Origin of the sequence: Bacillus sp. GC_Bacil_1 (assembly GCF_026540675.1) — a bacterium.
Lineage (GTDB): Bacteria > Bacillota > Bacilli > Bacillales > Bacillaceae_G > Bacillus_A > Bacillus_A cereus.
This window is the reverse complement of the sequence record NZ_JALNUG010000002.1, coordinates 60,044-86,128: the sequence shown is the minus strand read 5'-3', so window position 1 is coordinate 86,128 and position 26,085 is coordinate 60,044. Positions and strand designations below refer to the sequence as shown.

Here is a 26,085-nt window from a genome sequence, read left to right as displayed (position 1 = left end):
GGCAGGATCTCTTTTTATTAAGGGGGAAAATATGTTTAATAAGGCTATCGTTATTGGTGGAAGTATGGCAGGAAAGTTTGCAGCAAAAGCATTATCAACTTTTTTTAAAGAAGTAATCATTTTAGAAGTCGGTGAAAAATGGGATGGAAAAGCTTCAAGAAAAAGAGTTCCACAAAGTAATCATCCTCACGTGTTATTAAAAGGTGGAGAAAAAGCAATTGAAGAATTGTTTCCTACTATTACGAATGAATTAATAGAAGCGGGTAGTATTATAAACAACTTTACACGTGATTTAAAATGGCATCAATTCGGTCTATGGAAACAACCGTTCATAGGGGAAGTACATATGATTCAACAAAGTCGTCCTTTACTAGAATGGCATATTCAAAAACGAATACATCAGATTTCAAATATTACTATTAAATATGAAACATTGGTTAAAGGGTTATTGGTAGATGAAAAGCTTAACAAAGTGTGTGGAGTAAAAGTTAAATATTTAGAGACAGACATACAAGAAGAAGTTCATGCAGACCTTGTAGTTGATGCGAGTGGATTTGGCTCAAAAAGTATAGAGTGGTTACGAGAATATGAAATTGAAGTACAAGAAGAGAAAGTTCGTATTGATTTATTTTACGCAACGAAAATGTTCAAACTTAAAGAAAATGAGAAATTAGACTGTTGCAATGTGCTAATGTCTCCGAGTTTCCCTGATAGCCCTTATGGCGTTCTTATTCAAACGATAGAAGATAATCGTTATTTTGTTACTTTCAGTGGATACGCAAACGAGAAAGCACCACAAACAGATGATGAGTTTTATGATTTTGCTGAAAACCTATCAATTTCTAATGTTACAGACTTCCTAAACAAAGCTGAGGGAATTACTGATATAAAGACATATAAAATTCCCTATCAAGTACGCCGGCGATTTGATTTAGTGAATAATGTACCAGAAGGCTTATTAGTTGTTGGAGATGCGCAATGTCGTTTTGATCCCGTTTTCGGCCAAGGCGTATCAGTTGCTGCTATGGAGGCTCACCAGTTGCAATTACTTCTGCAAGGTAGAAAACAACTTGATAAAACATTTACACAACAATTTTATAAAAAGGCAGCTAATATAATAGAAACCCCATGGGATATGACAACAACGGAAATATCACGTCATCCGCAACTAAAGAGAGAATTAACTACAAAACAAAAATTTCAGCTATGGTATACGAAACAAATATATCGACTATCCGCAAGTAATTCTGATGTTTATATTCGGTTAGTACGAGTGATGAATTTAATTCGTAGTCCATTTCATCTTTTTCATCCGAAAGTGCTACTATCTGTATTACTTAATCGAAAGTAATAGCAGGAATATAATTGATTAAAAAAGAATGTATAACAGTTAGTAAATCTAGAAGGAGAATACGGGATGAAAATATACATAGAGCAACTAAAGAAACAAGATGCTAAGGATTTATTTACGTTTGAACTTACGAATAAATCTTTTTTTGAAACAATGGTGCCAAATCGTGGCTCAAAATATTTTGAATTTGAATATTTCCAAAAACTACTAGACGATTTATTAATAGAACAAGCAGATGGAGATTCTTATTTTTATTTAATTCGTAATGAAGAAAAAGAAATTGTAGGGCGAATTAATTTAGTAGATATAGATACGGAAACTCAAATTAGTTCGCTAGGGTATCGGGTCGGAGAAAAATTTACTAAAAAAGGAGTTGCTACAGCAGCCGTAAAATTAATTTTAGATGTAGCGAAAAATAATGAAATTACTGAAGTTCATGCTAAAACAACTACTAATAATCTCGCATCACAAATTGTACTAGAAAAAAGCGGATTTTCTTCTTATCAAAACGAATCAGATACAACTTCTGTAGAATTAAATGGAGAACATGTGAAGTTTGTACACTATATTTGGAGAAATACTTCACGCTTATAATAAGGAGGACTTATTCATGAATGATTTACGTTATCCAATTGGCCAATTTACATACAAACGTCCTATAACTGAAGAAATGATTGATACATGGATTCAAGAAATTGAAGATTTACCAAATGAACTAACAAAGGCAATTAAAGATTTAGATCAGAAGCAGTTAGATACACCATATCGCGTTGGAGGTTGGACTGTACGTCAAGTAGTTCATCACGTCGTTGATAGTCATATGAATAGCTACATACGCTTTAAATTAGCACTGACAGAAAAGAATCCCACTATTAAGCCGTATAAAGAAGAGAAGTGGGCAGAGTTACCCGATTCAAAATTACCGGTAGATGTTTCACTAGTAATGCTAGATTCATTACATAAAAGATGGGTTAACCTTTTATATTCTCTAGAAATTGAAGATTTAGAAAAGACATTTAACCATCCTGAAACTGGTGAAACAAAACTTGCTGTTGCAATAGGACTATACGCATGGCATGGTCGTCATCATACCGCTCATATTACCTCGTTAAGAAAGCGACTTAATTGGTAACATGGAGATTACATTAGAGAAGGCGACAGAAAGTGATGCAGAAGTTATATTTCAAATGCAAATAGACTCATTTAGCCCTTTATTACATAAATATAAAGACTATGAAACAAATCCAGCAAATGAAACTATCGAAAAAACTATTTGTAGAATAAATCATGTAGACGGTGGCTTCTATAAAATAATAGTGGCAATGAATCTTGTTGGAGCGATATGCATTTCACCAAAAGAAACACCCTATAAATTTTGGATCAGTCCAATGTTTATTCACCCGAGTTATCAAGGAAAAGGAATTGCCCAAAAGGTACTTACATTAATTGAGGAAATGTTTCCTGAAGCAACGAGCTGGGAACTTGCTACTATTTTAGAAGAAGAGAAAAATTGCTTTTTATACGAAAAGATGGGTTATAAAAGAACAGAAGTTATAAAGAAATTAAATGATGAAACTACACTTATTTATTACAAAAAAGAAAGGTAAAGCATATAAAATACGCTTTACCTTTTTATGTTATTTTAGATTAAATATACAAAAATAATGTATGTTCTTCCAAAATACTCGGGTTAGTAATTTTAAAAATGAATAAAAATACAAAAACCACTACTTAGTCGTAAAGGTTACTAACGCTTTTTGAATGCTTAAAATACTATCGTCACCTTTAAATTCTTTCGTAATTGGCTCCTCCATACTAGACACCCAAATTTTAAGTTCTGCATCTAAATCAAAATGCCCAGCCGTTTCGATGCTATATTGTGTAATACTTTTATAAGGAATAGAATGGTATTCTGTTTTTTTGCCAGTTACTCCTTGTTTATCTACTAAAATAAGACGACGATTTGTAAATACGATTAGATCACGAATTAATTTATAAGCATGCTCTACTTTTTCATCGTCTAGCATAATCTTCTCTAAATCACGTTCTACACTTTCAGAACTCGTATTTGATGCATTTCCTAAAATACCGCTAAATAAACCCATATTAAATTCCTCCTTTAATATATGTGGAATGAATTACTTATATTGTAACATGTTACTCACAAAGATATTATGACATTACTTTAGTAGTTTCTGGTTATTGTTGTAATTAGTTTATATAACCTCATCTTAAAATCTTATGCTAATATGAAATTAAGAAAAAAGAAGCAGAGGGATATAGCATGAAGAATATTGGTTTAGTATTAGAGGGCGGAGGAATGAAAGGTTTATATACTGCAGGTGCACTCGAATATTTCATGGAAAAGAACTTATTCTTTCCGTATGTAGTCGGCGTATCAGCTGGAGCCTGTATGGGAGCAACCTATTTGTCACGTCAAAAAGGTAGAAATAAGAAAGTAAATACAGAGCTAGTATCAGATTACAGGTATATATCTTATCGAAACTTAATTCGAAAACGTGAATTATTCGGAATGGATTTTTTATTTGATGAAGTACCTAATAAAATTGTACCATTTGATTTTCAAACTTTCTTAAAATGTAATGAACAGTTTGTCATAGGGACGACTGATTGCGAATCAGGACAAGCCATTTATTATAATAAAGCAGAACACGGAAATGATATTTTAAAAATCATTCGCGCCTCAAGCTCTGTACCGTTTATAGCACCTGCTGTAGAATATAATAATCGAAAATTATTAGATGGAGGGATTATAGACCCTATACCAGTTTTGAAAGCCCAAAAGGATGGTTATGAAAAGAACGTTGTCATTATGACAAAGCCAGAAGGATATGAGAAGCAGCGAAATAAATTTTCAGGCCTGGCTAAAATTTTATATAGAAAATATCCGAAAATCGCAGAGAATTTAGTAAACCATTATCGTTTTTATAATGAGACGATATCTTATATGAATCGAGAAGAACAAAAAGATAATTTTTATGTAATTCAACCAAGTGTACAGCTTCCTATAAGCGGAATAGAAAGAAATAAGGAAAAGCTCGTTAACCTATATAATCTTGGGTATATCGATGCTCAATATCATTATGAAAACTTATTAAATTGGATAGAGAAATAAAGGGGTGGAAAGTTGCTATTAGGTAAAAAGGTGATTTTTAATGAATTGCAGAGAATGCATAGTCCACTGTACAAATCGTTTCCTTATCGTGCTACAGCAAAAATGCAGCTAAACTTAAAAAGTGAGTTTACCGAAGATGACTGTATAAACGCTGATTTTAATCATTATTGGATGCATACAGCAGCTACTTTAAGTTCTGTACTAAACGGAAACGAACAGAACATTACGTTTCAGCAAATCAAGTGGTTAAAAAAATCGTTTTTTGAGTGGTTTCCGCAATATCGTTTTATAGAAACAGAAATTGTGAAGTATCCTATTTTGTATAGAGATTTCATGAATTATGAGAAGACCAGGAAGCTATTACTTTATTACCTTACTGAATAAAAGCGAAAACGTACAGGTTACATTACTTGTACGTTTTTTTGTTCATAAAACATTCAATATTAACAACTAGTTTATATAGGAATTCTAATGAGAAGAAAGAAGTACATATAATAGAATGCTACAGGGGAGGAGAGAGGAATAGCTGTTTTGCTTTAAGTTATTGTCCAACTCGAATACAGTTAGTTATTTATGTTAAAATATTTCGAGTGAAATCAAGCTTTTAAGGATTTCATTAAACATTAAACAAAACAAGTTAGCAACGTAGAAGGGATAACATTAACATGAAAAACGTATCAAATATAGATAAAGTAGAATCAATAAAATCTTTACAGTCAACAATTAGTAAACTTGAAAATGCCTTGTCACAGATGACTCAAAAAGGATCAAATACTACTTTAGTGAAAAAAAGACTCAAAGCAGCTAGTATCGGCTTAGCTATGTTAGAAAGTGTTTGGAAGCAAGAAACTCATCATTATACTCAGGAAGATTTAGCAGAAGCTCGTAATGTTCTAATTGGTTTGCTTCCATCAATTGAAAAGATTTACGTTAAGTCAAAGCTTGGGAGTCCTCAAAGAACGCTTTTAGAAAGAAGAATAAAATCGTTGGAACTTTCTATTCAAGCAATAGACAATTATTCTAGTAAATAACTCATTTAAAGAGTCTTATTACAAAAGTGTAGCAAGGCTCTTAAAAATTAAATATCCTTACTGCCACATTGCAGCAAGGGCAAAACATCTTGATCTACCTCATAATTATTCTCAAACTTCACATCTTCAAGAACATTTCATTGTCTTTAATAAAAATCCATGCATTAAGTAATCTTCAATCGCAAAAACACTCAATTATTTAATTTACGAAAATGGAATACCGCCATGTATTGCTGTAGATCATGTTAATCAGCTAGAAGAACTAACTTTTGAAAACGATATTCCTTGGATTGAAAATCAAATTTCATCTATAAATTCTATTGCAACTCAACTTCACTTTTATATGGTAGCAGGACAACTTGAAAACAAACCTCTTTTAACGGCCAATAACCACTTGTATAGAGCTTTAAAAGATAAAGGGTACAAAAACCACTTATGAAGAGTTTCGAGACGGTCATGATAGCGTGTGAGGGTGAAAAAAGTTGTTAGATGGATTGAAAGCTTTGAAATAGATAAAAACCACACTATAAAATAAAAAGGAGAGAAAATCTATGAATCAAGAAGAACTAGATAAAAAACTAAAAAAACAAGAGATTTTAGTAAAAGATGAGAAAGTTTGGTCCTATACGTATGAGGATCATATTAGTTCTATCGTTAAACAAGCAGAACAAAAAGGAGCTTTTGATAATTTACCTGGTAAAGGGAAACCTCTTAATCTTGATAAAGATCTTTCTTACAATCCTGAAAAGCAACTTTATAGAACTTTAGCAAATAATCATGTTTTACCTAGGTGGATTGAGCTTTCAAAAGAAATTGATGATTTAAAAGAAAAGCTAAAAGAAAATACAAATACTGCAGAAGCAGCGGATTTAATTCGAACTATTAATAAAAAGGTTTTAGAACATAATCTACTTTGTCCACCAAGCGCGCAAAAAATGAGGGTGAAAATGGATTTTTAACGATTTTCAATTAAGCTATCGCTTACTATATAATTAAGTTAGGCATTTTCAATTCATTACTAAAAGGAGGCAAATGTAGTGAAGAATACGTATCAACTTCAAATTCCGAAAGAACTAGAACAGTATCGTAGTATTTTAGAAGAAAGTGTGAAACCGTATGTTAAAGTGTCTGGAACATTAGCAGAGACAACGCTTTTTGAAAGTAAGTTTGGTGGATATCCGTATTTACCTATAGATCAAGAGCATCCTAAAGACTCAAACGGACAACCTATGATGCTACTTGCGCAGTTAAACCTTGAAGAAATACCAAACATTGAACATATGCCTCAACATGGAATGTTACAGTTTTTCATAAGTGCTGAAGAAGATCTTTTTGGAGCAGATTTTGATCATCCCACAAGCCAAAAAGACTTTCGAATTGTTTATCATTCTACAATCACAGCGGATTTAACTAAGGTGATTACTGATTTTAGTTATTTAAACACTTTAGATTTAGAGAATTTTATCATACCCAAAGCAGCAAAACTAAAGTTTGAGTTGGCATATCAACCAGTAACACCAAGAGATTATCGATTTGAAATGATTTTTAGTGATAACATTGATTGGGAAGAAATTGTTGATGAAGAAAATAATACAGAATTAGGCGAACTGTATGATGATTTATGTAAAGATCAAGGACATAAAATTGGTGGATATCCATTTTTCACACAGACAGATCCGAGAGAATGGGAAGAAAAATACCAGCAACATGATATATTATTGTTGCAAATCGATACAGACGATTCATTAAATATTATGTGGGGCGATTCTGGGGTTGCTAATTTCTTTATACGTAAGGAAGAGCTGTTAAATCTAGATTTTTCCAACGTCATTTACAATTGGGATTGTTACTAGAAGATATAAATAAAATAATAGCAAACAAAAAATCTTCCTGAAGGTGAGGAGGATTTTTTTATGTTAAAAATAAGCGTTATGTTAACTAGAATAAAAAACAATGAGTGTAATGAAAGTCAAGCCTAAATAACAGAAATAACAACAAATAATGTAAAGTTGTAAAACATGTGCAAATAGCAATAAATTCATTAAGTAAAACATAAAATAAAATTACTAATTTATATTTTGTATAGAAATAATTTTTCTGTATAAAAATTTCTTACCAATCAAAAATGTTTTTAATTCGTTAAATCTTAAGTGATTATTGATTAAGATTTGCTGTGATGAATTTATAACAAATAAAAACGATAAAAGCTGAAGAAATTTGTTTAGATAAGATTTCATGTGAATTTCACTAAAAATCTCTGTTTCGTCTCATTAAGTATAGTTTACTTGGTTTTTGATACCTGATATTACTTTGTTTCTATAACTGCCTATAATATATATTATGTTAACTAACTTTAAATAATAAACTTATTATATGTAAGTTTATTTTGTGATTAGCCTCCCCTCGTTCTTTTTAATCATTCTGTGTGATGGATTGTTTAGTTGTTTGTTTTATAAGTTGTTGATGAAAATGTCTCCAGATATGAATTACATTTAAGACAATAAAAAATGCAATTCGTTTTAACTGAACGCATTAACCGAATTGCATGGATATGATTCATAATAAGTTTTTAAAATTAGTTTGCTACAGCAATTGCTTCGATTTCAATTAAAAAGTTATCGTTAATTAACTTTCTAACTTCTACAGCTGAACTTGCTGGTGGATTTTTAGTATCAATGTATTGATCTCGTATATCTCTAACAGTGGCCATTTGAGAAATATCTGTTAGGAAAAATGTTAATTTTACTACATCATTAAATCTTAATTCCGAAGTTTCTAATGCACTTTTAATATTTTCGAAAACTTGTCGCGTTTGTGTAGCTAAATCACCAATGCCAACTATTTGACCATCAGTGTTAATCGCTACTTGTCCAGATATGTAAATTGTTCGTTTAGCGTTACTAACTTCCACTACATGTGAATATCCAAAAGTTGGTGGCATCGTTTCTGGATTGATAAATTTCTTTTGCAAGGTGTATCTCTCCTTTTTTATCAAGACAATTGTAAAATCTATGTATTTACTATATTCAATCAATAAAATTAAGAATCCTTTATGATTTAAAAATAAAAAACCTTAGAATAGCTATCTTCATACCTATTCTAAGGTTTTTTAAGATTTTATATTTAGTTATCGCTAGTGGACATTGTTAAATTAATCTTTTCATAATCTCTTTTAAATTGATTATCATTTTTTAGCCAACGTTTGAAAGCCGATTCGCTTATTTCTAAATTTGAACAAGTTGTAGTATTACATTTATTTTTCATATATTCTTCAAGGAAATTTTGTTTTCTTTGTTTAACGGCAGTTTGAGTTTGTTTTAATTTTCGATCTTGTAATTGATCTAAACTCAGACTTTCTTTCTGAAACACTTCATATTTTCTATGCAAATAAATATCTTTGTCTTTATAAATCCAATTTGAAAATAGTTGTATTGATTTTCTTCCAGATAAAATAACGCGATAATGTTTGTTTTGATTTAGTAAATCGGCTCGTAAATTGCGATTTTGAAGAATTTCATGTAAAGAATTCATAAAGTTATATGATCCACCTACGAAATTAACTGTATAAGTTTCATACTTGACGTAACCATCCCCATCAAAATACCCACGAACAAAATGATGCAAATATTCTTCTGGTACAAAAGGAAATTCGATGTTAAATGATTTACATGGCATAATTCCGTGTATGTTCATAAGGTCGTCTTTTATTGTTTTACTATTAATATTTAGCATATATACGCCTGTTTTTTTGTTTTGATAAAGTGGCTGGTTTGTTTTTAGTTCTTTTTTTATATCTTCTAAAATATAATTTTCTTTTTGAGATATACTGACACATTGATTTTCTTTCTGTATAACACCATCTGCTGCTATAAACCCTAAAATATAAGCCATATTGTTTGACCACGTTTTAAAATAATCTTCTGTTATGTCATACTTTCTCTTCCAACTCCCTATAGCGCGCCTTGGTACGTTATTGTCTGATAAAACCATACGAATATACCTTGCAGACACATTAGCAAGTGTAGCGATCTCTGAGGTACTCTTCCCCTCTGCATATAGCTGCGTTATTTCAGATTTTGATAGTTTACATTTTGATTTCTTTTTTCGCTCTATGTGCACTTACATCCTCTCCTTCCTTTCTTTTATTAGAGACATATTTTCTTCTATAACATACAACGAAACATACGTTCTTCGTTGCGTATAAGAAGGAATTTACTAAATAAAAACAATTTACATGTACTTAATATTTGTCTTAGCTGCTGCTGTGCGATTTGTACTTTATAAATACAAATAATGAATTTGACGGATTTATGAAATACAAGGCATTTTAGATGAAAGGTAAAATAATATAGTTTAAACTACAAATAGCTACAATAACAACATACGTAAATTGTTAATCGTAAAAAGGAGAACGAATGAATAAGAAATATACAAATCAAATTCATACTGATATGAGTTTTAAACCGAAAGATATTATAAGTTTAATGACGGATTACTTTAAAATAAAATCAAAGCTGCGTCCTATAAAGGGTTTACCTATCGTTTTATCAAATAAAGATAATGAACCGTTAGAGAGTGTTACATGGTTTGGCCATTCTGCTTCTCTTTTGAAAATAGAAGGTAAAAAACTGTTATTAGACCCGATGTTTGGAGATGCCTCTTCCCCATTTCCTTTGTTTAATAGTAAACGCTATAGTGGTGCTTTTTCTTTAGAACGTGATGACCTTCAAGAAATTGATGCGATTATCATTTCTCATAATCACTATGATCATTTGAATTACAAAAGTATTATGCAGTTAAAAGATCGCGCAAAGCACTTTTATGTTCCAACTGGAGTTGCACAATATCTTATTAAATGGGGTGTTTCGCCTAGTAAAATTAGTGAGCATAATTGGTGGGACGAAATTACGTTTGATAATATTAAGTTAGTATGTGCGCCTGCAAGGCATTTCTCGGGACGTGGTATGACAGATAGAGATCGTTCATTATGGTGTTCATGGCTTATTCTTGGTCAAGAGACTAAAATTTTCTTTAGTGGTGATAGCGGTTATGCCCCTCACTTTAAGGAAATTGGTGATAAATACGGTCCATTCGATCTTACATTAATGGAATGCGGGCAATATGATCCGAGGTGGTCTGCTATTCATATGTTGCCTGAAGAAACGGTACAAGCTCATATTGATGTTAAAGGAGAAATACTTCTTCCGATTCATTGGGGTGCTTTTACGTTAGCATTACACGAATGGAGTGACCCGATAGAACGTGTTACGAAAGAAGCCAACCGTTTAGGTGTTAAAATTACAACGCCTCAAATTGGCGAATCTATTACGTTGAAATCTACAGACTATCCTAGGTATGCTTGGTGGCGAAAAGTCTAATTATAGTAAAAAGCGAATCTGTCTTATATAGAAGATTCGCTTTTTACTTATTGATTATAATGTATCGTTTACAAACTGATTAAACTTGTCTATTTCTTCAACGAATGGATTATGATTACTTTCTTCAAATTTAGTTAATGCTGCGTTCGGGATTAAATTTGCTATTTCACGAGAAAATATGTAGGGACATTGCGCATCATGCTTACCACAGTATATAAAACTTGGGATTTTTACGAATTTAAGTTTCTGACGAACATCATAATCTTTATATTCAACTTGTCTAAAATAATTTAACCGATTGCCAACTGTCTTTCCGCTATTCGGCAATTTTAATGCCTCTTCAAGCTTTTCTTCAGAATAAAAAGACATAAGTGCCCACTCTCTACTTAATGCTTTTCTTTCTTCTTGTACTATACTATCATCATTTAATGTATTCATAATTGATACGATTCTATTAAATTTTTCATTTTTACTACAGTATATACTATCTTTATGGGATGCATATTCCATACTCGCCGCTGCGCCACCAACAATTATTTTCGTTAAACTTTCTTGTGCTTCAGTCGCATATACAAGAGCTAACATCCCTCCTGTTGAATGACCAGCAAATCCCCACTTATTAATATATAAAGCTTCCCGAATCGCTTCTAAATCTTTAACCGTTTCCGTCATACTAAATTCGGAATCGCTATTTGCTAAATCTGAATTCCCACAACCCTTTAAATTAACTAAATATACGCTATAAAAATCAGTGAATGGGTTTGCAAAAGTATTTCCATTATTGTTATATTCACTATACATATGTGTAACGCATAAAGGTGGCCCTTCTCCCTTCACAAAATACTCAAATTTCCCTCTAGTAGTTTTGATAATATTTGTTTTCCACATATTGAATCTCCTGTCTAAAATTTTTATTTCTATCTGCTTTTAGAAGTGAATTCATAAATAAAAATATTACTTTATTATATTGGATTTCCCACTATCTAAAACTCTATTTGTTGGTACACTGGACATTTCAACCACTGTATTCATACTCTTTTCAGTCAGTTCAATGAGTTCGTTTTCATGTTTTATTTTATTTAAATCCCACACCATCCCATGAAATTCATTATGCTGACCACTTACCTGTATAATGCTTTTTGTTTTATTTGAAGGCTGTATTTGAAGATTTGTAAATTGATTCCCACTAATTTCATTTGGCGTAGTTACTTGACTATCCATATAAATCATATTTACACAGTCTTCTAAAGAAAAGTTCATAAAACGATTGGCATTTATCCAAGCTTGTCCGGTGCTCGGTTTTTTTGCTACTAATTTTAGTCCGGTTTCCATTCCTACAATTTTAATGTTTTCGAAGTTAACAAACGAAATTTCATTTTCTTTTCCAGCAGAGTATAAAGAAATTCCGGTACCTTTATTCGTTTCCGTCCAATTAATAATATTTATATCTTTTATTTGTGTTTTGTTCCAAGTGTTATAATATTTATTTTTACCGTCTAAATAAATAACTTCAGAGTTAAATTTAGGATCGTCAATAGCTATATACGCTCCTTCAATGGATGCGTTTTTCTCTAGTTCTAGAACTCTAAAGTTTCCCTCAACCACAAATTGTGATCCATAACCAAATAATAATTTCACACCTTTTTTAACAGTGATTGGTGACGTGATTTTATACTTTTTATCATCAAGCAATACGGTTTTTATTTTACTAGACGCTGCTTTATTAATAGCAGATTGTATTTTTATTGAATCATTTGCCCCTTTAAAGTCTTCTACATACAAGTTAGTACTTTTAGCTGCATAGTCTTTTTTGTTGTATTGATAAAAAGCAAAAATAATTAAAACTATACCAATGAGTAAAACAATTACTTTCTTCATCGTACTCACCCCATATCGATTAATCTATGCTTTTATATTTAGGTTATTATTATTTTGCTTTGTATTTCAGATTACCATTGCTGCTTTGTCTATGATTGAATTATATTATGTAGGATTTAGTAAACTGTTTGCTTTACTAATACATCATTCTTATAATGTATTAATTTATGATTTCATAAAACAAAAGTCTGCTTGTACATAATGTAATCCCTTCCTCTATCCCTAATAAGCTCTTACTGGTGATATAAGATGTACTGCTGCAGATTGCTCTCCTGCTTCAATCAATATCGGTCTCATAGAACCGCCAAAGCTTAAAGTAATCGTTTCTTCTTTTATTGCTCTTAAAGCATCAACCATAAAACGCCCATCGAAAGATATATTTAATTGTTTTTCACCTTGAATCGCATCTATTTGTTGCGTTTCGGATATTTGCCCAATTTGAGAAGCGTTTGAAGAAATTTTAATTGTAGATTCGTTTATGATTTCTAAGTTAACATTGTTATTGGCCCATTCACTTGCTAATAAACTTGATCGGTCTACACCTTGTAATATCTTTTTTCTATCTATGTTAATAATCGTTTTAAAGTCATTTGGAATAAGGTTAGAAATATTAGGATATTTCCCTTCAATTAGTCTTGAATATAATGTAGTTGTTCCAAACGTAAATATAATATGACTCTCTGAAAGGTAGATATATACGAATTCCGAATTGCTGTTCATTAATTTTAGAAGTTCACTAATGGTTGCGCTTGGTACAATACAATTTGCTTTTACATCTGAGGAAAGCAATGTTTCACGTATCGCTAGTCTATGTGAGTCAGTTGCAGCACAAATTAACTTATTATTAGATAACTCTATATGCACCCCAGTAAGAACAGGTCTAGATTCATTTTTCGCTACCGCAAAGACTGTTTGTTTAAATACTTCAATCAATTGCTCTGTTTCTATCTTGATTTCTGCATGGTTGTCTATAAGCGGTACATTCGGAAACTCATCTGCAGGAAATCCATTTAAACTTAATGTGATTTCTTCTGATTGTATCGTAATTAATTGCTCATTCTTACTTTTTATTGCTATATCACTTGGCATTTTCTTTATTATTTCAATGAAATACTTTGCAGGTACAACAATAGTTCCTGCCTTTAAAATAGTTGCAATCTTTTCGTCTTCAATTGAAACAGGAATGAATTTTTCGATAAAAATATTCGAGTTACTTGCAATTAAAGTAATTCCAGATTGATCTGCAGTTATTTTTATACCAGTTAATATAGGAATTAAAGATTTTGTTGATATCGCTTTGTTAACTTCTGAAAGTGCTTGAGTAAATTGTTTGTGATTAACGATGAACTCCATATTTTCCCCACCTTACATGAGATAATATTTTTATGAAGATTGATGAACGATTGTTCCGTTAAAAAAGTACGGTACTGTTTCTTTCCTTTGTAATAAATCTAGTAAATGTTCTGGTATGCGTAAATACGGTGCTGCTATATGTAATTCCATCCAAGTAATCTCTTCGATTTCTTTTGGCCTTGATATATATGTCTCCCCGCCGATTATTTCGCCTAGAAAATTAAAGAAAATTGCATGATGATCTCTTTCCTCAAAAAAGGCTTCGCTGATAGAACAAATCCCGTTTACATTTATATGTAACCCTGTTTCTTCTTTTACTTCTCGAATTACTGCTTCTTCTAACGTTTCTCCTAATTTAACTGCGCCACCTGGTAATGTATAATAAGAACCATTTTCCCCTTTATTTTTTACCATTAAGATCTTTTCGTTTGTTTTATCGTATAAAAGTGCATATGTAACATTTACTTTTTTCATATGTACCTCCTCTATTTTTAATAAAAGGAATTTTCTGTCTTCTATTCATTTTACCATTAACTCCTTTTAATATATATAAGTTAGTTAAGTCTTGCCTTTACCGCTATTGTTGGAGTTAATAAGAATAGGCTACTGATATAAAAAAAGAACGTACCTTAGGAAGATTATCCAAAGTACGTTCTTGCAGTTTTAGAATAAAAATTGATTCAATTAATACTGAAATTAATAATAACCTCGCCCTTATTGCATGTGTATTCCAAATACTAATGTTAACAAATTCTATATACTTTTTAGGCGTTTTTCTAAATAGTATCGATTGTGTCCTTTCGGATGATCTTCACTTACTCCGATTACTTTATATCCATGCTTCTTATAAAAATCAGGAGCTTGGAAACTAAAAGTATCTAAATTGATTAACCTGCACTCTTTTTCAATTGCAAATTCTTCAATAAGTTTTATTAACTTGGTTCCGTAACCTTCATGCCTATATTCTTCAGAAACCCATAGAAAGTCAACGTGTATATGGTGCCAAAAAGTTATCGCTGTTACCCCGCCTACGATTTCTTCTTTTTCATCTCTTACTATGAAACTAACCTTTTCTGAAGGTGTTTTTTCTTCATCTGCGAGATATTTTTGATTATATTCAATTACTTTCTCTCTTATGTAATCACTATCTTCTTGTACCCACTGCTGTACTATTTTCATTTTAAGTATCACACTCCTTTTACGATAGCTATTCAACTTCAAAATTCTAATGTCCTGTTTAAATAATAGTCGTAGATCACTAATACAATTGTTTCATTTCACTAAAATAAAAAAAGCCCTATTACATTTCATCTGTAATAAGACTTATATACGTTGTGTAGAATCTAATTAATCTCAATGAATGTAATTGCTCAAAAAATATTAAAATTGTTCAATTCTTTTTTATGAAAACTTCCGTTATTTCAACACCTTAGGAGAATAGTCCAATTGTACCACTACGAAAAAGAATGAACATTCCTAAACCAATTAGAACAATTGGAACAATAATATGACAGTCTTCCTCAAGTACTTTAGCTAGTATAGGAGCTTTTATCAATTTGTAGCTAATAAAACACCATATCGCTATCATGGAAAAAAAGATAACTAATGTAACGATATTTGTTTCAAGAGTTTGACTAGCAAACATTGGTATATAAATCGAAATATTGTCAGCTCCATTAGCTAATGTAATTGAAGCTACTTTAAATAATGAAACAGTAACGTTATCGATAACTTCATTACTTTTATAAGAACGAAGTGACAATAGTCCTTTAACCCCCATATAAATTGGCACTAATCCTAATAACCCAATCCACGAAACAGGAATGAAAAAAGAGCTTAAAGACCCAATGATACTTAGAAAAATAATCATACTAAATCCTAAATATTGTCCAATAACAATATAAAGTTTTTTTCTCGTAGCTTTTTCGCGGACAGCTCTTCCTTCTTTCCTAATTACTTCTGTTCTTACTTGTGAAAATAAAACAAGCAGTATAAAAATGTCATCAATATTTGTTGTAGCGAATGCCACAACAGAAGAAATTATGGTTGTAATCAATAAAAGCCAACTACTTTCATTGTAAACTTATAAGAAAATAATGGTCTATGAATGAAGTGCACGTTCCATCACAAAGTTGGTTAACTGTAATTTTCTAAATGTTTTTAGCAACATGTTAGTTCCTTTATAAAACAATATGAATATTCTAAGTATCTGCTACTCATTTCATTTTAAATTAAATAACTCTATTCTCTCTACACAAAAAATGTTTTGTACTAAAAAGAGCCCTATATTAGGACTCTTTTTAGTATTACGCCACTTTCCGATGTAGATGTTTTAGTTCCTTTGTCTTCTCTGCAGTTGGTGGACGGATTAATATTGAAATAATGAAGGAAATAACACTTAAAACACCAATTATAATGAAAGTTGGTTGAAATCCTCCAAGTATCGCTCCAATGAATGATCCTGCAAGCGCACCAAATCCGAAACCTTGGTAGACAATCCCGTAATTTGTACTATGGTTTTTTAATCCAAAGAAATCTCCGACAATAGCTGGGAATATAGTTATATTACCGCCGAAGCAAAAGGCGACACTTGCTACACAAGCAAAATAGATCCCGTAATTTAGCGGAATAAAACTTAAAGTAAAGACTGACAAACCTATAATAATAAACGTTGCAGAGACAATTTTCATTCGCCCGATTTTATCTGATAACGTCCCAAGAATGATTCTACCTACTGTATTAAAGATTGCAATCATAGCAACGGCGTTTGCAGCGGTTGCTGCGCTAAGTCCAACAAGTTGTACGCCGATATCTTTTACCATACTGATTAAATACAAACCACCCATACACGAGGTGAATAACATAAAAAATAGCAGATATACTTGTTTCGTTCGCATCATTTCACGCGGAGTATAGTCATTGTGTAATGTTTCAGTTACAGCATTACTTACAATTGCCTCACGTAAGAAGAACGATCCGATTAACACTAAAAGTAACACGATAATACCCCAATATAAGAATGCTTGTGATACACCAAGGTTATCGATAAGATTTCCGTTTATATATCTAAAGATTAAGCTGCCCATTCCATACGCTGATACAGATATACCTGAAATAAGCCCTTTCCGATTTGGAAACCATTTAATTAAATTAGATAGTGATGTAATATAAGCTGTTCCATCCGCATAACCAACAACGACACCAGCTAATAAATATAATAGTGGTAAAGAAGAAACTTGTGAACTAAGTATTAAGCCGAGTCCTAAAACAATTCCTGCAGTAGCAATAAGTTTTCGAAGTCCTAATTTTTTCTGCAACTTGGCTGCAAATAAAGTTGAGAATGATAAAGAAAAACTAGTTATGGAGAAAGTTATCGCTACTGAATTAAGATTCCATCCAAACTTACTTACAAGGGGTTGATTAAATAAACTCCATGTATAAATTGTTCCAAGGCCAATTTGAACGATGATTGTACCTAGAACAATTAGTAACGGATTTATAGAAGTTTGTTTCATACTAACTGTCCCCTTCTTTTATCTTGACATGAATTTTCACAGTTAGTATATCCATCATAAATTGCAAGATACTGTACGGAAAATGGTAATTAAGTTCATATACACAAAAAGACACTTCATAAAGAAGTGCCTTTTGCAGGTTATATCAGATATTTCTAAAGAAAGCTTTGTTAAGATAAGACATTTTCAAATGCTTATGTATATATGTTATCAAATAATTTCTTAAATGTTATGAGACTTAAGACGTATTTTTCATTCATCATATAGTCGGATGAAAAATTAATATTCGATTTCATCAAAATCTTTCGGCTGCGGTACAGTTTGCATATTAGCTGCATCTTTAGGATCGCTATAAATTGCATTTTGCTCTGTATTTACATCTTTTATATTTTGCTTTTTATTTTTGTTCACTTTATCTTTCATTTTCAATCACTCCTTTTTGTTATAGGAGTAATTATGCCCTATTACCGTTACTAAATGTATCAGCGACTAAATTACTAAATTCACGTAAATAATATAAGTAATTATCACCACCGTAGTTATATCTTTTATTATACATTTTTGCAACAACTACATTATATTCAGGTATTACTAAAATAGTCGGTCCAGTAATCCCTAATATTTGATACGACCCTTTTGGAATACGTTCACCAAGTTCGCTTAATTGTGCAGGCTCATTTTGGATGAACCAAAACACCCCATTTTGTGGTAGCTCTTTGTTTATGTAGCGATTTTTATAACTTCTTTTGGAACAATTTGTTTATCATCTATCATACCTTGATTTAAATGAAGATTGCCCCACTGCGCAAATTCTCTAGTTGAGACAAATAATTTTTTTTCAATACCGTCATCTACCGTACCAATTTCACTAATTGCGTCTTCATTTGGATCATTAACAACGTCAACTAAATTTTCATCTCGCTGAACTCTCCAACCTGTTTCTTGAAAATTAGCAGGTTTAAACACATGCTCCTTTAACAATTCAGGAAAACTTTTGTTATATAGCTGATAAATAAGACGTTACGCCCATGATTGTCCCGGTGCAAATTCACGAAAAATTGTCCTGTCATTCGTTTCTTCTAATCCGTGCGAATGTGTTACTAAATGTCTTATCGTCGTTTTACTAAGCAATGCAGGATCAAAGTCTTTAAAATATTTTATCGCTTCATCATCAATAGAGTTTATTTTCCCCTCATAAAGCGCATACGCTATTTTCTAGCAGAAGTAACGTTAAATTGTGAAGATGCTGTTACTTTCTTGCTTGTAGATGTATTTGAGTGATAACCACTATAATGCTCTAGTACGATTTTATTATCTTTTATAATACAAAGTGCTGTAGCAGAACTATGATTTTTTTCTTTTATATCCTCTACCCAAGAAATCAACTTATCATATATATACAAATAAATCCCCCTTAATACACATCAAAATTACAGCATGAAAGAAAAGTGCAAAATAGTTTTTACACCTTTCTTTCATATAAAATAACTTGGATTTTCTATACTTAAATAATCCACCAGTTCCAGCAATTAAAGCAACTGAAACATCCTGCGCATCCTATACATCCGCCGCAACGACCTGCACAACCACCACATCTACCGCCACATCCACCGCAACGTCCACCACAACCGCCACATCCGCCGCAACGACGTGCATCGTCTTGAATGTAATAGTATGGATATTGACTTTGTTGTTGATCCCAATACACAACATTGCCAGTTTGATAATCATTAAGGTTTAATGATTGTAGTTCTTGTTGAAACTGATTCATTATGAAACCCTCCATTTATAAATGTAAATTCCGTCCAAATATTAAAGTTAATAAATTCTTTTAAACAAAGTAGAAACAAGACTATAGACTAAATGCGTACATCAACAAAATATGAACTTACACTAGGTGATGTACCTTGTTTTTCAGCCTATTTTCTTTATATTCATTCGATGGACGTATTTACTATAAATAAAGTGATTTAAAAATTACTAATCCAACAATTTAGGAGTTCATCATTTAACTTACTTTCTAGTAATTCCTTTACTAAAGGCATTGGCATGATTTCATAATGATTTAAGGCTTCTTTATTATAAGCTATCCAGTGAAATGCTAAATGAGACTCGCTAGATTTCGGTGTTAAATCCGTATGTAAATCTTGTGACTCTACTTCAAAAATGTGGTTAATTTCATGATGAAGAACTTCTTTATCTTGCCATTGATTTTCTATGACGCCTAAAAATTGTTGTATACTACAGTTTACTCCAAGTTCTTCTCTTAACTCTCTTTTTAATGCATTCTCTGCTGATTCTCCAATTTCAACATGGCCACCAGGTAAAAAATAATGATGGCCGATATATTCAGCAACTAATAATTTTTCATCTTTTATCATGACTGCTCGTACAATATGATGAAATTTACTTTTCAATTGATATTCCTCCTAGTTATTTAATGTATAGTTTCTCAAAATAGTCATTTAGTATTGGTATAATATAAATCATAGGTGTTTCATACGGATGAATATCATTAATAACTTCAAGAGCATCTTTTACAAGTTCTCGTTTACACTTTATTTCAACTTTACATTCTTGTCCTTCGCATATTTGACCAATTTCTCCATTAAAAGGAGATGCCTCTTCTAAAGGTCTCCAATATCCTTTCACTGAACTATAGGAAAGACAATGGTCATATTCGCCCGTTTTACATGCTCCAATTTTATTTAATTCATCCCTTAATGTTTCAATATATTCTTTAGGAATGAACACTTCAATTTTCGCTTCAGTAAATTGAAGTGTTCATTTCACACCTTTACTTCCTAATAGTTAAACAAATAAACGATATACTTGCTCACCATCATACTCCTGCCCTAATGATATGAAACCATATCGTTCATATAATTTCTTTGCAGAGATATTATCTTTATGTACGGTTAATCTTATTTCTTTACACGATTTAAAAGTATTTTTTATTATATCAATACTTTCTTGTAATGCTGCTTTTCCATAACCATTACCTTGCTGCGATTGATCAATAATAAATCCGTTAATCCAATACATATCCGATGTCTCTATTACAACAGCATGCATAACAAAACCAACCATAAGGTCACCATCGTATATAGCGAATGGTATGTACTCTACATTGTCACCATCTGGTTTTATATATACTTTAGCAAGCGAAACTGCTACGGATGGAACAAATTTCAACTGATTTCCTTTAACTTGTAGCTTTAATGCCTCTTCCCAATTTTCTCTCGTAACAACCTTTAACTGGACATTCAATATTGTAAGCTCCCTTATATAGAGGATGTATGTTTATATTCAACGTAGTGAAATAATTCCCTTTTTCGACAGCAACTTATAACATGATTTTTATAAAATCTTGAATGAATTTTTGTTCATCTATTTCTAGTGCTATATGTGCTCCATCAGATATAGAGCTAGGGCGAAAATCAGCAAATGTTTGTCCTTTCGTATCTCCGTATGTATCTACATTTACTGTACGATGCACAAATTCAAAAAAACTTGGATTTACTAATCCACTTATTGCAACCACATCATGTAGCAAAGGTCCTTCGATAGATGGATTAAGCTTTTGGTATGCGGATAGATAGTAATCATACATGGGTTTCATTATCATATGAAATGGATTCTTTGTATTAGCTTGAATATAGTTAAATACATTTGGTGTTAACACAGCTTTGTTTGTTACATTTAAAGGGAATATTAATAAATTCTTTGCTTGATGGAAAACAATTTTACTTGCTATAGGATCTCCATACACGTTTGCCTCCGCTAATGGTGTTACATTTCCTACTTCTAAAAAGACACCACCCATGAAATAGATTCCTTTTACATTCAGCATTAAGTCACTCCATAAATTAAAAGCAATTGCTAACGAGGTAGATCTTCCTACATCAACAATCGTTAAATCTTTTCCGTACTTTATAAGAATCGCAGCAATACTGCCGAAATTATATATTGGAATAGATAATATATTTTCTGGAACATGGATGGGCCCTAATCCTTCTGCTCCGTGAATTTCAGGATAGTACGTAGTGATTTCTTCTGTAAGTGGTTTTGTTGCACCACTAATGACAGGAATGTCTTGTCTATTTGCTAACTGTAAAATATACGCTGCATTATGTGCAGCATGTATATGCTCAACATTTCCGTATCCGGTTACAATACCGACAATTTCAATTTCGGGATGCAGTAAACCATACATAATGGCAAATGAGTCATCAATACCTGGGTCTCCGAAAAATAATACTTTTTCCAAGAAATACTCTCCCTTCATAAAAACATAGAGTCATCAATAACTATGTATATGAAAAAAGCAAGTATATCTATGCGAATTTTAGAATGGATAATGTTTTACAAAACATTAAAAAGGAACTAGCGAATGCTAATTCCTTTCTTCAGTAACCATTCTCAAATTTAATTAATTATCGTATCCTTCATAAATTGCATCATTTATTAGATTTTGTGTTTTTTTATCATCAGGTACAGGCTTCCACCAATTTCCTGTAATAAATAACATAGTTAATAAATTATAACTATCACTAAAATAACTTTCTCTCTTATTCTTCATCCAATCCCAACCACTATTTACCCACTTTTGATTATTGCTACTCGTTATACTTGCAGCAATAAACGGTGAAACAAATACAGCAGTTGGATAACTACCAATATTGGATCCATTTAATTGATAACCATCCACAATTTTAGAAGGATTTCCATTCGTTTTATTTTGAATCCATGAAGAGACTTTATCAGAAATGACTTTACTTCGCTTCTCGCCGTACATCGCATAGTCCATTACAATTCTTAAAGGTACTCGACTAGCATTATAATAATATGCATTTGTATATTCTGACTCATCTAAGAAGTCTTTAGGTGCGGGTTGTGGTGGGTTTTTTACAACGAAATCTGAAATAAGTCCTGTATTTGGAGAGTATTTATTACTAAATTGCGTATAAACATCGTACAAATTATTAATAACAGTAAGCCAAGTTTTATCACCTGTAAATTCATAAAATGCTCTAAGGTGTGACATCATCCAATCAGATGGTCTCGTATCAAGTGAACTTTTAGAATCCCAATCTCCTAAATTTAGTCGGTTATTATTTGTAACATTACTAGCTTTAATACCTTTTGTAATCATGTCTTGTGCTTCTTTCAAATAATTAACTGTTCCATTAGATCCCCACTGCTTATGAGCAAGAAGAAGAGAATACGCAATATCTAAATCCCCATCAGTAGCAGAATCAAAATGACCTTGTGCTTTTTTACTATCTGCGACAACCCATCCCATTAAATTAGGATTTTGAGAGCTTTTAAAAGTTCTTGCTGTTTTAAATAAACCGTCATAGATTTTTTGAGCATTCGAATCATAACCAGCCATTAATACTGTAATTATCATCCCATACCCTTGACCTTCTGAAGTTCCAAGTGGCTTAAACCCATCCGCATCACCTGTAATCTCTCCTTTTACGTAATAACCACCAGGTAAAGAAGATAAATCATTTTTCAAATATTTCTTTTTCCAATTATCGTAGTAACTTCTTACAGAAGCATTTAAACTTTCCTGTGTAACATGATTCGGTTTTATAACACCTGCATAATTAACTTGCTGGGGAAATGGTTTCATTTCCTTTGCAGCAGCTACTTGTTGATTAACTACGGGAATAGAATTTTGTATTGAATTGTCCGTTACACTTGCTGCGAAACTAGAATTAGAAAAACTAGCTAGTCCGATTCCTACAATAGAAATACATGTGAAAATTTTTCTTTTTCCATTCATTATGTTGTCAGCTCCTTTTAAAATGCTTACTACATAAAATGTAACATACAATATTTAACTGAAATACAAAATATTATATTTATCAACATAAGAAAGAAACTATATAAAAAAGTATCATAAAATTATTATTGAATTACATTATACGGATTGATTATTTGCTAAATTCCTATGTTTTTCTTTTCTTAATACCGGTATATGAGCAATCACAATTCCAAGTATAGTAATTCCTCCGCCAATTATCGAAACTAAAGTTGGCACTTCTCCTAACCATATCCAAGCAATGAAACACGCAGTTATTGGCGTTAAATATAGAGAACTTGTTGCTTCAGAAGCACCAGCACGAGATATAATATAGGCCAATGCAATATACGGGAGTACTGTTGGAAAGACACCTAAATATATAACGCTCAAGTTAACTTCAAGAGGAGCTGCTAGTATTTCTTGATAAACTCCGGGTAAGAAAATAAGCATACATACAGTACTAGACAAAATTGTATATATGGTAAATGGTAAGAAGCCGTATTTTTTTAAGTAAGATGTTTGGAAAACGAAAAATAGACTTTCTGAAATCGCCGCTAATAATATAAATAATCCCCCGCTATTCAATTGAATAGCATCGCCCTGGCTAAATGAAATTAAGGCAATTCCTGCAAAACTAATTACACCACCAAGCCAACCATTTAATTTCATTTTGTCATTCAAAAAAACAGAAGCAAGAATTGCCGTCACTATTGGGGTGACTGAAATAATTAAACTTGCAGATCCAGCATTTACTGTTTTTTCGCCGTAATTTAATGCGATGTGATAAATAGTAAACCCTAAAGCACCAAATATAAAAATTGCTGGGATATCCTTTAAATCCGGTAGTCGTAGTTTGTATATAAATGAAAATAACAAAAGTATAAATGAGGCGATTAATAAGCGTAGTAAAGTAAGGTGTTCAGGCGTATAAGATTCAAGCCCCAGACGAATTGCTGGAAAAGCAGTTCCCCATATAAGAATTGTAAAAGCATGAGCACATATAATGCGTAAATCCCATTTTTTATTATGCATGTTTTCTCTCCCTCCTTAATAAACCAACCATTTTTAAATTACCAATTATTTCTTTTCATCATATTTAATAGTTGATACAATGTCTTCAACCAGTTATTTATCGGAAAAACCAACCACTTTGAATCTTTTAAATTAACGAAGGAGTTTTTTATATGACAACCGATAAAAAAGTGCCCAAATATCGGCAGATAATAGACTATATGAAAGAAAAAATTGAAAACGGAGAATGGCCAATTGGAAGTAAAATCCCTAGTCAGCGGCAGTTAGCACAATTATTTCATGTAAATCGAAGTACTGTAATAAATGCGCTAGATGAACTTATGGCAGATGGTTTAATTCAAGGACAAATCGGAGCAGGAACAATTGTAACAAATAATACATGGTCATTATTAGCAACTAATCCCCCGCCCGATTGGAGTGAATATGTAAAGGCCGGTATTTATAAACCAAGTAAGTTAATGGTGCGAGAAATAAATGAAGCAGAAGCAAATAAAACGCTTATCCATCTTAGTAAAGGTGAACTTGCACCTCATCTTTTCCCGCTCGAAACTATGCAATCTATAATAAAAAACGTCAGTGAGGAATTAGATTATTTCGGATACGAAGAACAAAAAGGTTTTTATCCGTTACGTGAAGCAATAAGCAAATATGTAAAATCATTTGGAATACATGCATCACCGGATTCTATATTAATAGTCTCTGGTGCACTCCAAGCATTACAATTAATATCGATTGGTCTTTTACATAGAAAATCAACTGTTTTACTTGAACAACCTTCTTACTTATATTCACTTCATGTTTTTCAATCAGCAAATATAAATTTATCCGGTATATCAATGGATCATCACGGTATTTTACCTAACGACTTATTAAAACGAATTAAATATAGTCAAAAGAATAATATTTTATATTCAATCCCTTGTTTTCAAAATCCAACGGGGATATTGATGTCCAAAGAGCGAAGAAAAGAAATATTAAAAATATGTGAAAAAGAGCAATTGCCTATCATCGAGGATGATATTTACCGAGAGTTATGGCTTGATGAATCACCTCCAGCTCCTTTAAAGTCGATGGATAAACATGGACATGTATTATATATTGGTAGTCTCTCTAAAACACTTAGCCCAGGACTTAGAATTGGATGGATAATCGGACCAGAACCTGTTATTGATAGATTGTCAGATATAAAAATGCAAACAGACTATGGATCCAGCTCTTTATCTCAAAGAGTAGCTGCTGAATGGATAAATGAAGGTTTTTATGAAGAACATGTAGCAAACGTAAGAAAGCACCTGAAAGAACGAAGACAAATAATGATACGAGCTTTAAATAAATATTGTGCAGATATTGCATCATGGGATATTCCTAGTGGTGGATTTTTTATATGGCTAAAGGTTGTACATAACATTCCGATGAAAAAACTATTTTCAGAGGCACTATCAAAAGGAATTCTTTTAAATCCGGGACGTATTTATGAAGAAGAATCAGATCAGTACATTCGTTTATCATATGGATATGCTACTCCAGAACAAATGACTAACGGAATTAAATTGCTCAGTGAATTAATTCGGAAGTTAACGGCATAAAAAAAATCCT

The 26,085-nt window shown here is 31.8% G+C and carries 29 protein-coding genes and 2 pseudogenes; 12 read left to right on the top strand and 19 right to left on the bottom strand.

Annotation, left to right across the window (positions count from 1 at the left end; genetic code table 11):
- Positions 1-31: 31 nt before the first annotated feature.
- The 4 genes from OXT04_RS03475 to OXT04_RS03460 all read left to right on the top strand — a co-directional run bounded on the left by OXT04_RS03475 (position 32) and on the right by OXT04_RS03460 (position 2,958).
- A complete protein-coding gene (locus OXT04_RS03475) occupies positions 32-1,351 on the top strand; it encodes an FAD-dependent monooxygenase (RefSeq protein WP_267413040.1) in 1,320 nt (439 codons plus the stop codon).
- Positions 1,352-1,417: 66 nt separating this feature from the next.
- Positions 1,418-1,945, top strand: coding sequence for a GNAT family N-acetyltransferase (locus tag OXT04_RS03470; RefSeq protein ID WP_078401728.1), 528 nt, complete (start codon positions 1,418-1,420; stop codon positions 1,943-1,945).
- Between the two features lie 16 nt (positions 1,946-1,961).
- Positions 1,962-2,483: a YfiT family bacillithiol transferase gene (locus tag OXT04_RS03465; protein ID WP_000999070.1), complete on the top strand. Its 522-nt coding sequence runs from the start codon at positions 1,962-1,964 to the stop codon at positions 2,481-2,483.
- Between the two features lies 1 nt (position 2,484).
- Positions 2,485-2,958 carry a GNAT family N-acetyltransferase gene (locus OXT04_RS03460; protein WP_090977900.1) on the top strand — a complete coding sequence of 158 codons (474 nt, stop codon included), beginning with the start codon at positions 2,485-2,487 and terminating at the stop codon, positions 2,956-2,958.
- A 120-nt stretch (positions 2,959-3,078) separates the two neighbouring features.
- On the opposite strand, the gene OXT04_RS03455 is transcribed toward OXT04_RS03460, so the two are convergent.
- Positions 3,079-3,456 (bottom strand): PH domain-containing protein, encoded by a 378-nt coding sequence (locus tag OXT04_RS03455; RefSeq protein ID WP_000522476.1) that lies wholly within the window; start codon positions 3,454-3,456, stop codon positions 3,079-3,081.
- Between the two features lie 179 nt (positions 3,457-3,635).
- Between OXT04_RS03455 and OXT04_RS03450 the strand changes: the two genes are divergently transcribed.
- The 6 genes and pseudogenes from OXT04_RS03450 (at position 3,636) to OXT04_RS03425 (ending at position 7,371) form a co-directional block, all read left to right on the top strand.
- A complete protein-coding gene (locus tag OXT04_RS03450; protein WP_053564293.1) occupies positions 3,636-4,487 on the top strand; it encodes a patatin-like phospholipase family protein in 852 nt (283 codons plus the stop codon).
- A 12-nt stretch (positions 4,488-4,499) separates the two neighbouring features.
- A complete protein-coding gene (locus OXT04_RS03445) occupies positions 4,500-4,871 on the top strand; it encodes a YxiJ-like family protein (RefSeq protein WP_097822165.1) in 372 nt (123 codons plus the stop codon).
- Positions 4,872-5,152: 281 nt separating this feature from the next.
- Complete coding sequence (locus OXT04_RS03440) at positions 5,153-5,518, top strand: hypothetical protein (protein WP_029442483.1); 366 nt, start codon at positions 5,153-5,155, stop codon at positions 5,516-5,518.
- A 76-nt stretch (positions 5,519-5,594) separates the two neighbouring features.
- Positions 5,595-5,988 (top strand): annotated as a pseudogene (locus OXT04_RS03435) (hypothetical protein); the annotation flags it as partial.
- 81 nt (positions 5,989-6,069) lie between these two features.
- Complete coding sequence (locus OXT04_RS03430) at positions 6,070-6,477, top strand: DnaJ family domain-containing protein (RefSeq protein WP_001987779.1); 408 nt, start codon at positions 6,070-6,072, stop codon at positions 6,475-6,477.
- 78 nt (positions 6,478-6,555) lie between these two features.
- Positions 6,556-7,371: a YwqG family protein gene (locus tag OXT04_RS03425; RefSeq protein ID WP_053564295.1), complete on the top strand. Its 816-nt coding sequence runs from the start codon at positions 6,556-6,558 to the stop codon at positions 7,369-7,371.
- Positions 7,372-8,093: 722 nt separating this feature from the next.
- Here OXT04_RS03425 and OXT04_RS03420 read toward each other — a convergent pair.
- Together OXT04_RS03420 and OXT04_RS03415 are read right to left on the bottom strand one after the other, a co-directional pair.
- Positions 8,094-8,489 (bottom strand): RidA family protein, encoded by a 396-nt coding sequence (locus tag OXT04_RS03420; protein ID WP_001169707.1) that lies wholly within the window; start codon positions 8,487-8,489, stop codon positions 8,094-8,096.
- Positions 8,490-8,641: 152 nt separating this feature from the next.
- Positions 8,642-9,637, bottom strand: a complete 996-nt coding sequence (locus OXT04_RS03415; protein WP_097822166.1) for an LAGLIDADG family homing endonuclease — start codon at positions 9,635-9,637, stop codon at positions 8,642-8,644.
- Between the two features lie 296 nt (positions 9,638-9,933).
- Here OXT04_RS03415 and OXT04_RS03410 point away from each other — a divergent pair, with 296 nt between their 5' ends.
- A complete protein-coding gene (locus tag OXT04_RS03410) occupies positions 9,934-10,896 on the top strand; it encodes an MBL fold metallo-hydrolase (protein WP_097822167.1) in 963 nt (320 codons plus the stop codon).
- Positions 10,897-10,950: 54 nt separating this feature from the next.
- Here the strand turns inward: OXT04_RS03410 and OXT04_RS03405 are convergent, their stop codons facing one another.
- The 16 genes and pseudogenes from OXT04_RS03405 to OXT04_RS03330 form a co-directional block, all read right to left on the bottom strand.
- A complete protein-coding gene (locus OXT04_RS03405) occupies positions 10,951-11,784 on the bottom strand; it encodes an alpha/beta fold hydrolase (protein ID WP_000266020.1) in 834 nt (277 codons plus the stop codon).
- 66 nt (positions 11,785-11,850) lie between these two features.
- The gene (locus tag OXT04_RS03400) at positions 11,851-12,774 is read right to left on the bottom strand and encodes a hypothetical protein (protein WP_061660868.1); all 924 of its coding nucleotides are present in this window, start codon (positions 12,772-12,774) and stop codon (positions 11,851-11,853) included.
- Between the two features lie 222 nt (positions 12,775-12,996).
- On the bottom strand, positions 12,997-14,127 hold the full coding sequence (gene dnaN, locus OXT04_RS03395) for a DNA polymerase III subunit beta (protein ID WP_267413015.1): 1,131 nt from the start codon (positions 14,125-14,127) through the stop codon (positions 12,997-12,999).
- A 30-nt stretch (positions 14,128-14,157) separates the two neighbouring features.
- Positions 14,158-14,601, bottom strand: a complete 444-nt coding sequence (locus OXT04_RS03390) for an NUDIX hydrolase (RefSeq protein WP_029442479.1) — start codon at positions 14,599-14,601, stop codon at positions 14,158-14,160.
- A 279-nt stretch (positions 14,602-14,880) separates the two neighbouring features.
- Positions 14,881-15,306 carry a GNAT family N-acetyltransferase gene (locus tag OXT04_RS03385; protein WP_267413013.1) on the bottom strand — a complete coding sequence of 142 codons (426 nt, stop codon included), beginning with the start codon at positions 15,304-15,306 and terminating at the stop codon, positions 14,881-14,883.
- A gap of 250 nt (positions 15,307-15,556) precedes the next feature.
- The gene (locus OXT04_RS03380; protein ID WP_098648346.1) at positions 15,557-16,183 is read right to left on the bottom strand and encodes a cadmium resistance transporter; all 627 of its coding nucleotides are present in this window, start codon (positions 16,181-16,183) and stop codon (positions 15,557-15,559) included.
- A gap of 250 nt (positions 16,184-16,433) precedes the next feature.
- On the bottom strand, positions 16,434-17,642 hold the full coding sequence (locus tag OXT04_RS03375; RefSeq protein WP_000815137.1) for an L-lactate MFS transporter: 1,209 nt from the start codon (positions 17,640-17,642) through the stop codon (positions 16,434-16,436).
- Positions 17,643-17,921: 279 nt separating this feature from the next.
- Positions 17,922-18,065 carry a hypothetical protein gene (locus OXT04_RS03370; RefSeq protein ID WP_000653680.1) on the bottom strand — a complete coding sequence of 48 codons (144 nt, stop codon included), beginning with the start codon at positions 18,063-18,065 and terminating at the stop codon, positions 17,922-17,924.
- 31 nt (positions 18,066-18,096) lie between these two features.
- Positions 18,097-19,045 (bottom strand): annotated as a pseudogene (locus OXT04_RS03365) (serine hydrolase domain-containing protein).
- A gap of 101 nt (positions 19,046-19,146) precedes the next feature.
- The gene (locus OXT04_RS03360) at positions 19,147-19,413 is read right to left on the bottom strand and encodes a heterocycloanthracin/sonorensin family bacteriocin (RefSeq protein WP_001071389.1); all 267 of its coding nucleotides are present in this window, start codon (positions 19,411-19,413) and stop codon (positions 19,147-19,149) included.
- Between the two features lie 199 nt (positions 19,414-19,612).
- Positions 19,613-20,059: an NUDIX domain-containing protein gene (locus OXT04_RS03355; RefSeq protein WP_000836831.1), complete on the bottom strand. Its 447-nt coding sequence runs from the start codon at positions 20,057-20,059 to the stop codon at positions 19,613-19,615.
- A 16-nt stretch (positions 20,060-20,075) separates the two neighbouring features.
- On the bottom strand, positions 20,076-20,396 hold the full coding sequence (gene cutA / locus OXT04_RS03350) for a divalent cation tolerance protein CutA (RefSeq protein WP_000470501.1): 321 nt from the start codon (positions 20,394-20,396) through the stop codon (positions 20,076-20,078).
- Between the two features lie 57 nt (positions 20,397-20,453).
- On the bottom strand, positions 20,454-20,912 hold the full coding sequence (locus tag OXT04_RS03345) for a GNAT family N-acetyltransferase (RefSeq protein ID WP_001102684.1): 459 nt from the start codon (positions 20,910-20,912) through the stop codon (positions 20,454-20,456).
- A gap of 76 nt (positions 20,913-20,988) precedes the next feature.
- Complete coding sequence (locus OXT04_RS03340) at positions 20,989-21,912, bottom strand: nucleoside hydrolase (RefSeq protein ID WP_000416776.1); 924 nt, start codon at positions 21,910-21,912, stop codon at positions 20,989-20,991.
- Between the two features lie 162 nt (positions 21,913-22,074).
- Entirely contained in the window at positions 22,075-23,436 is a 1,362-nt protein-coding gene (locus OXT04_RS03335) for a family 8 glycosyl hydrolase (protein WP_016122599.1), read from the bottom strand.
- A 138-nt stretch (positions 23,437-23,574) separates the two neighbouring features.
- Complete coding sequence (locus OXT04_RS03330) at positions 23,575-24,489, bottom strand: DMT family transporter (protein WP_072938617.1); 915 nt, start codon at positions 24,487-24,489, stop codon at positions 23,575-23,577.
- A 152-nt stretch (positions 24,490-24,641) separates the two neighbouring features.
- On the opposite strand from OXT04_RS03330, the gene norG reads away from it, so the two are divergent.
- Positions 24,642-26,075 (top strand): efflux pump transcription regulator NorG, encoded by a 1,434-nt coding sequence (gene norG, locus OXT04_RS03325; RefSeq protein WP_267412986.1) that lies wholly within the window; start codon positions 24,642-24,644, stop codon positions 26,073-26,075.
- Positions 26,076-26,085: the final 10 nt, after the last annotated feature.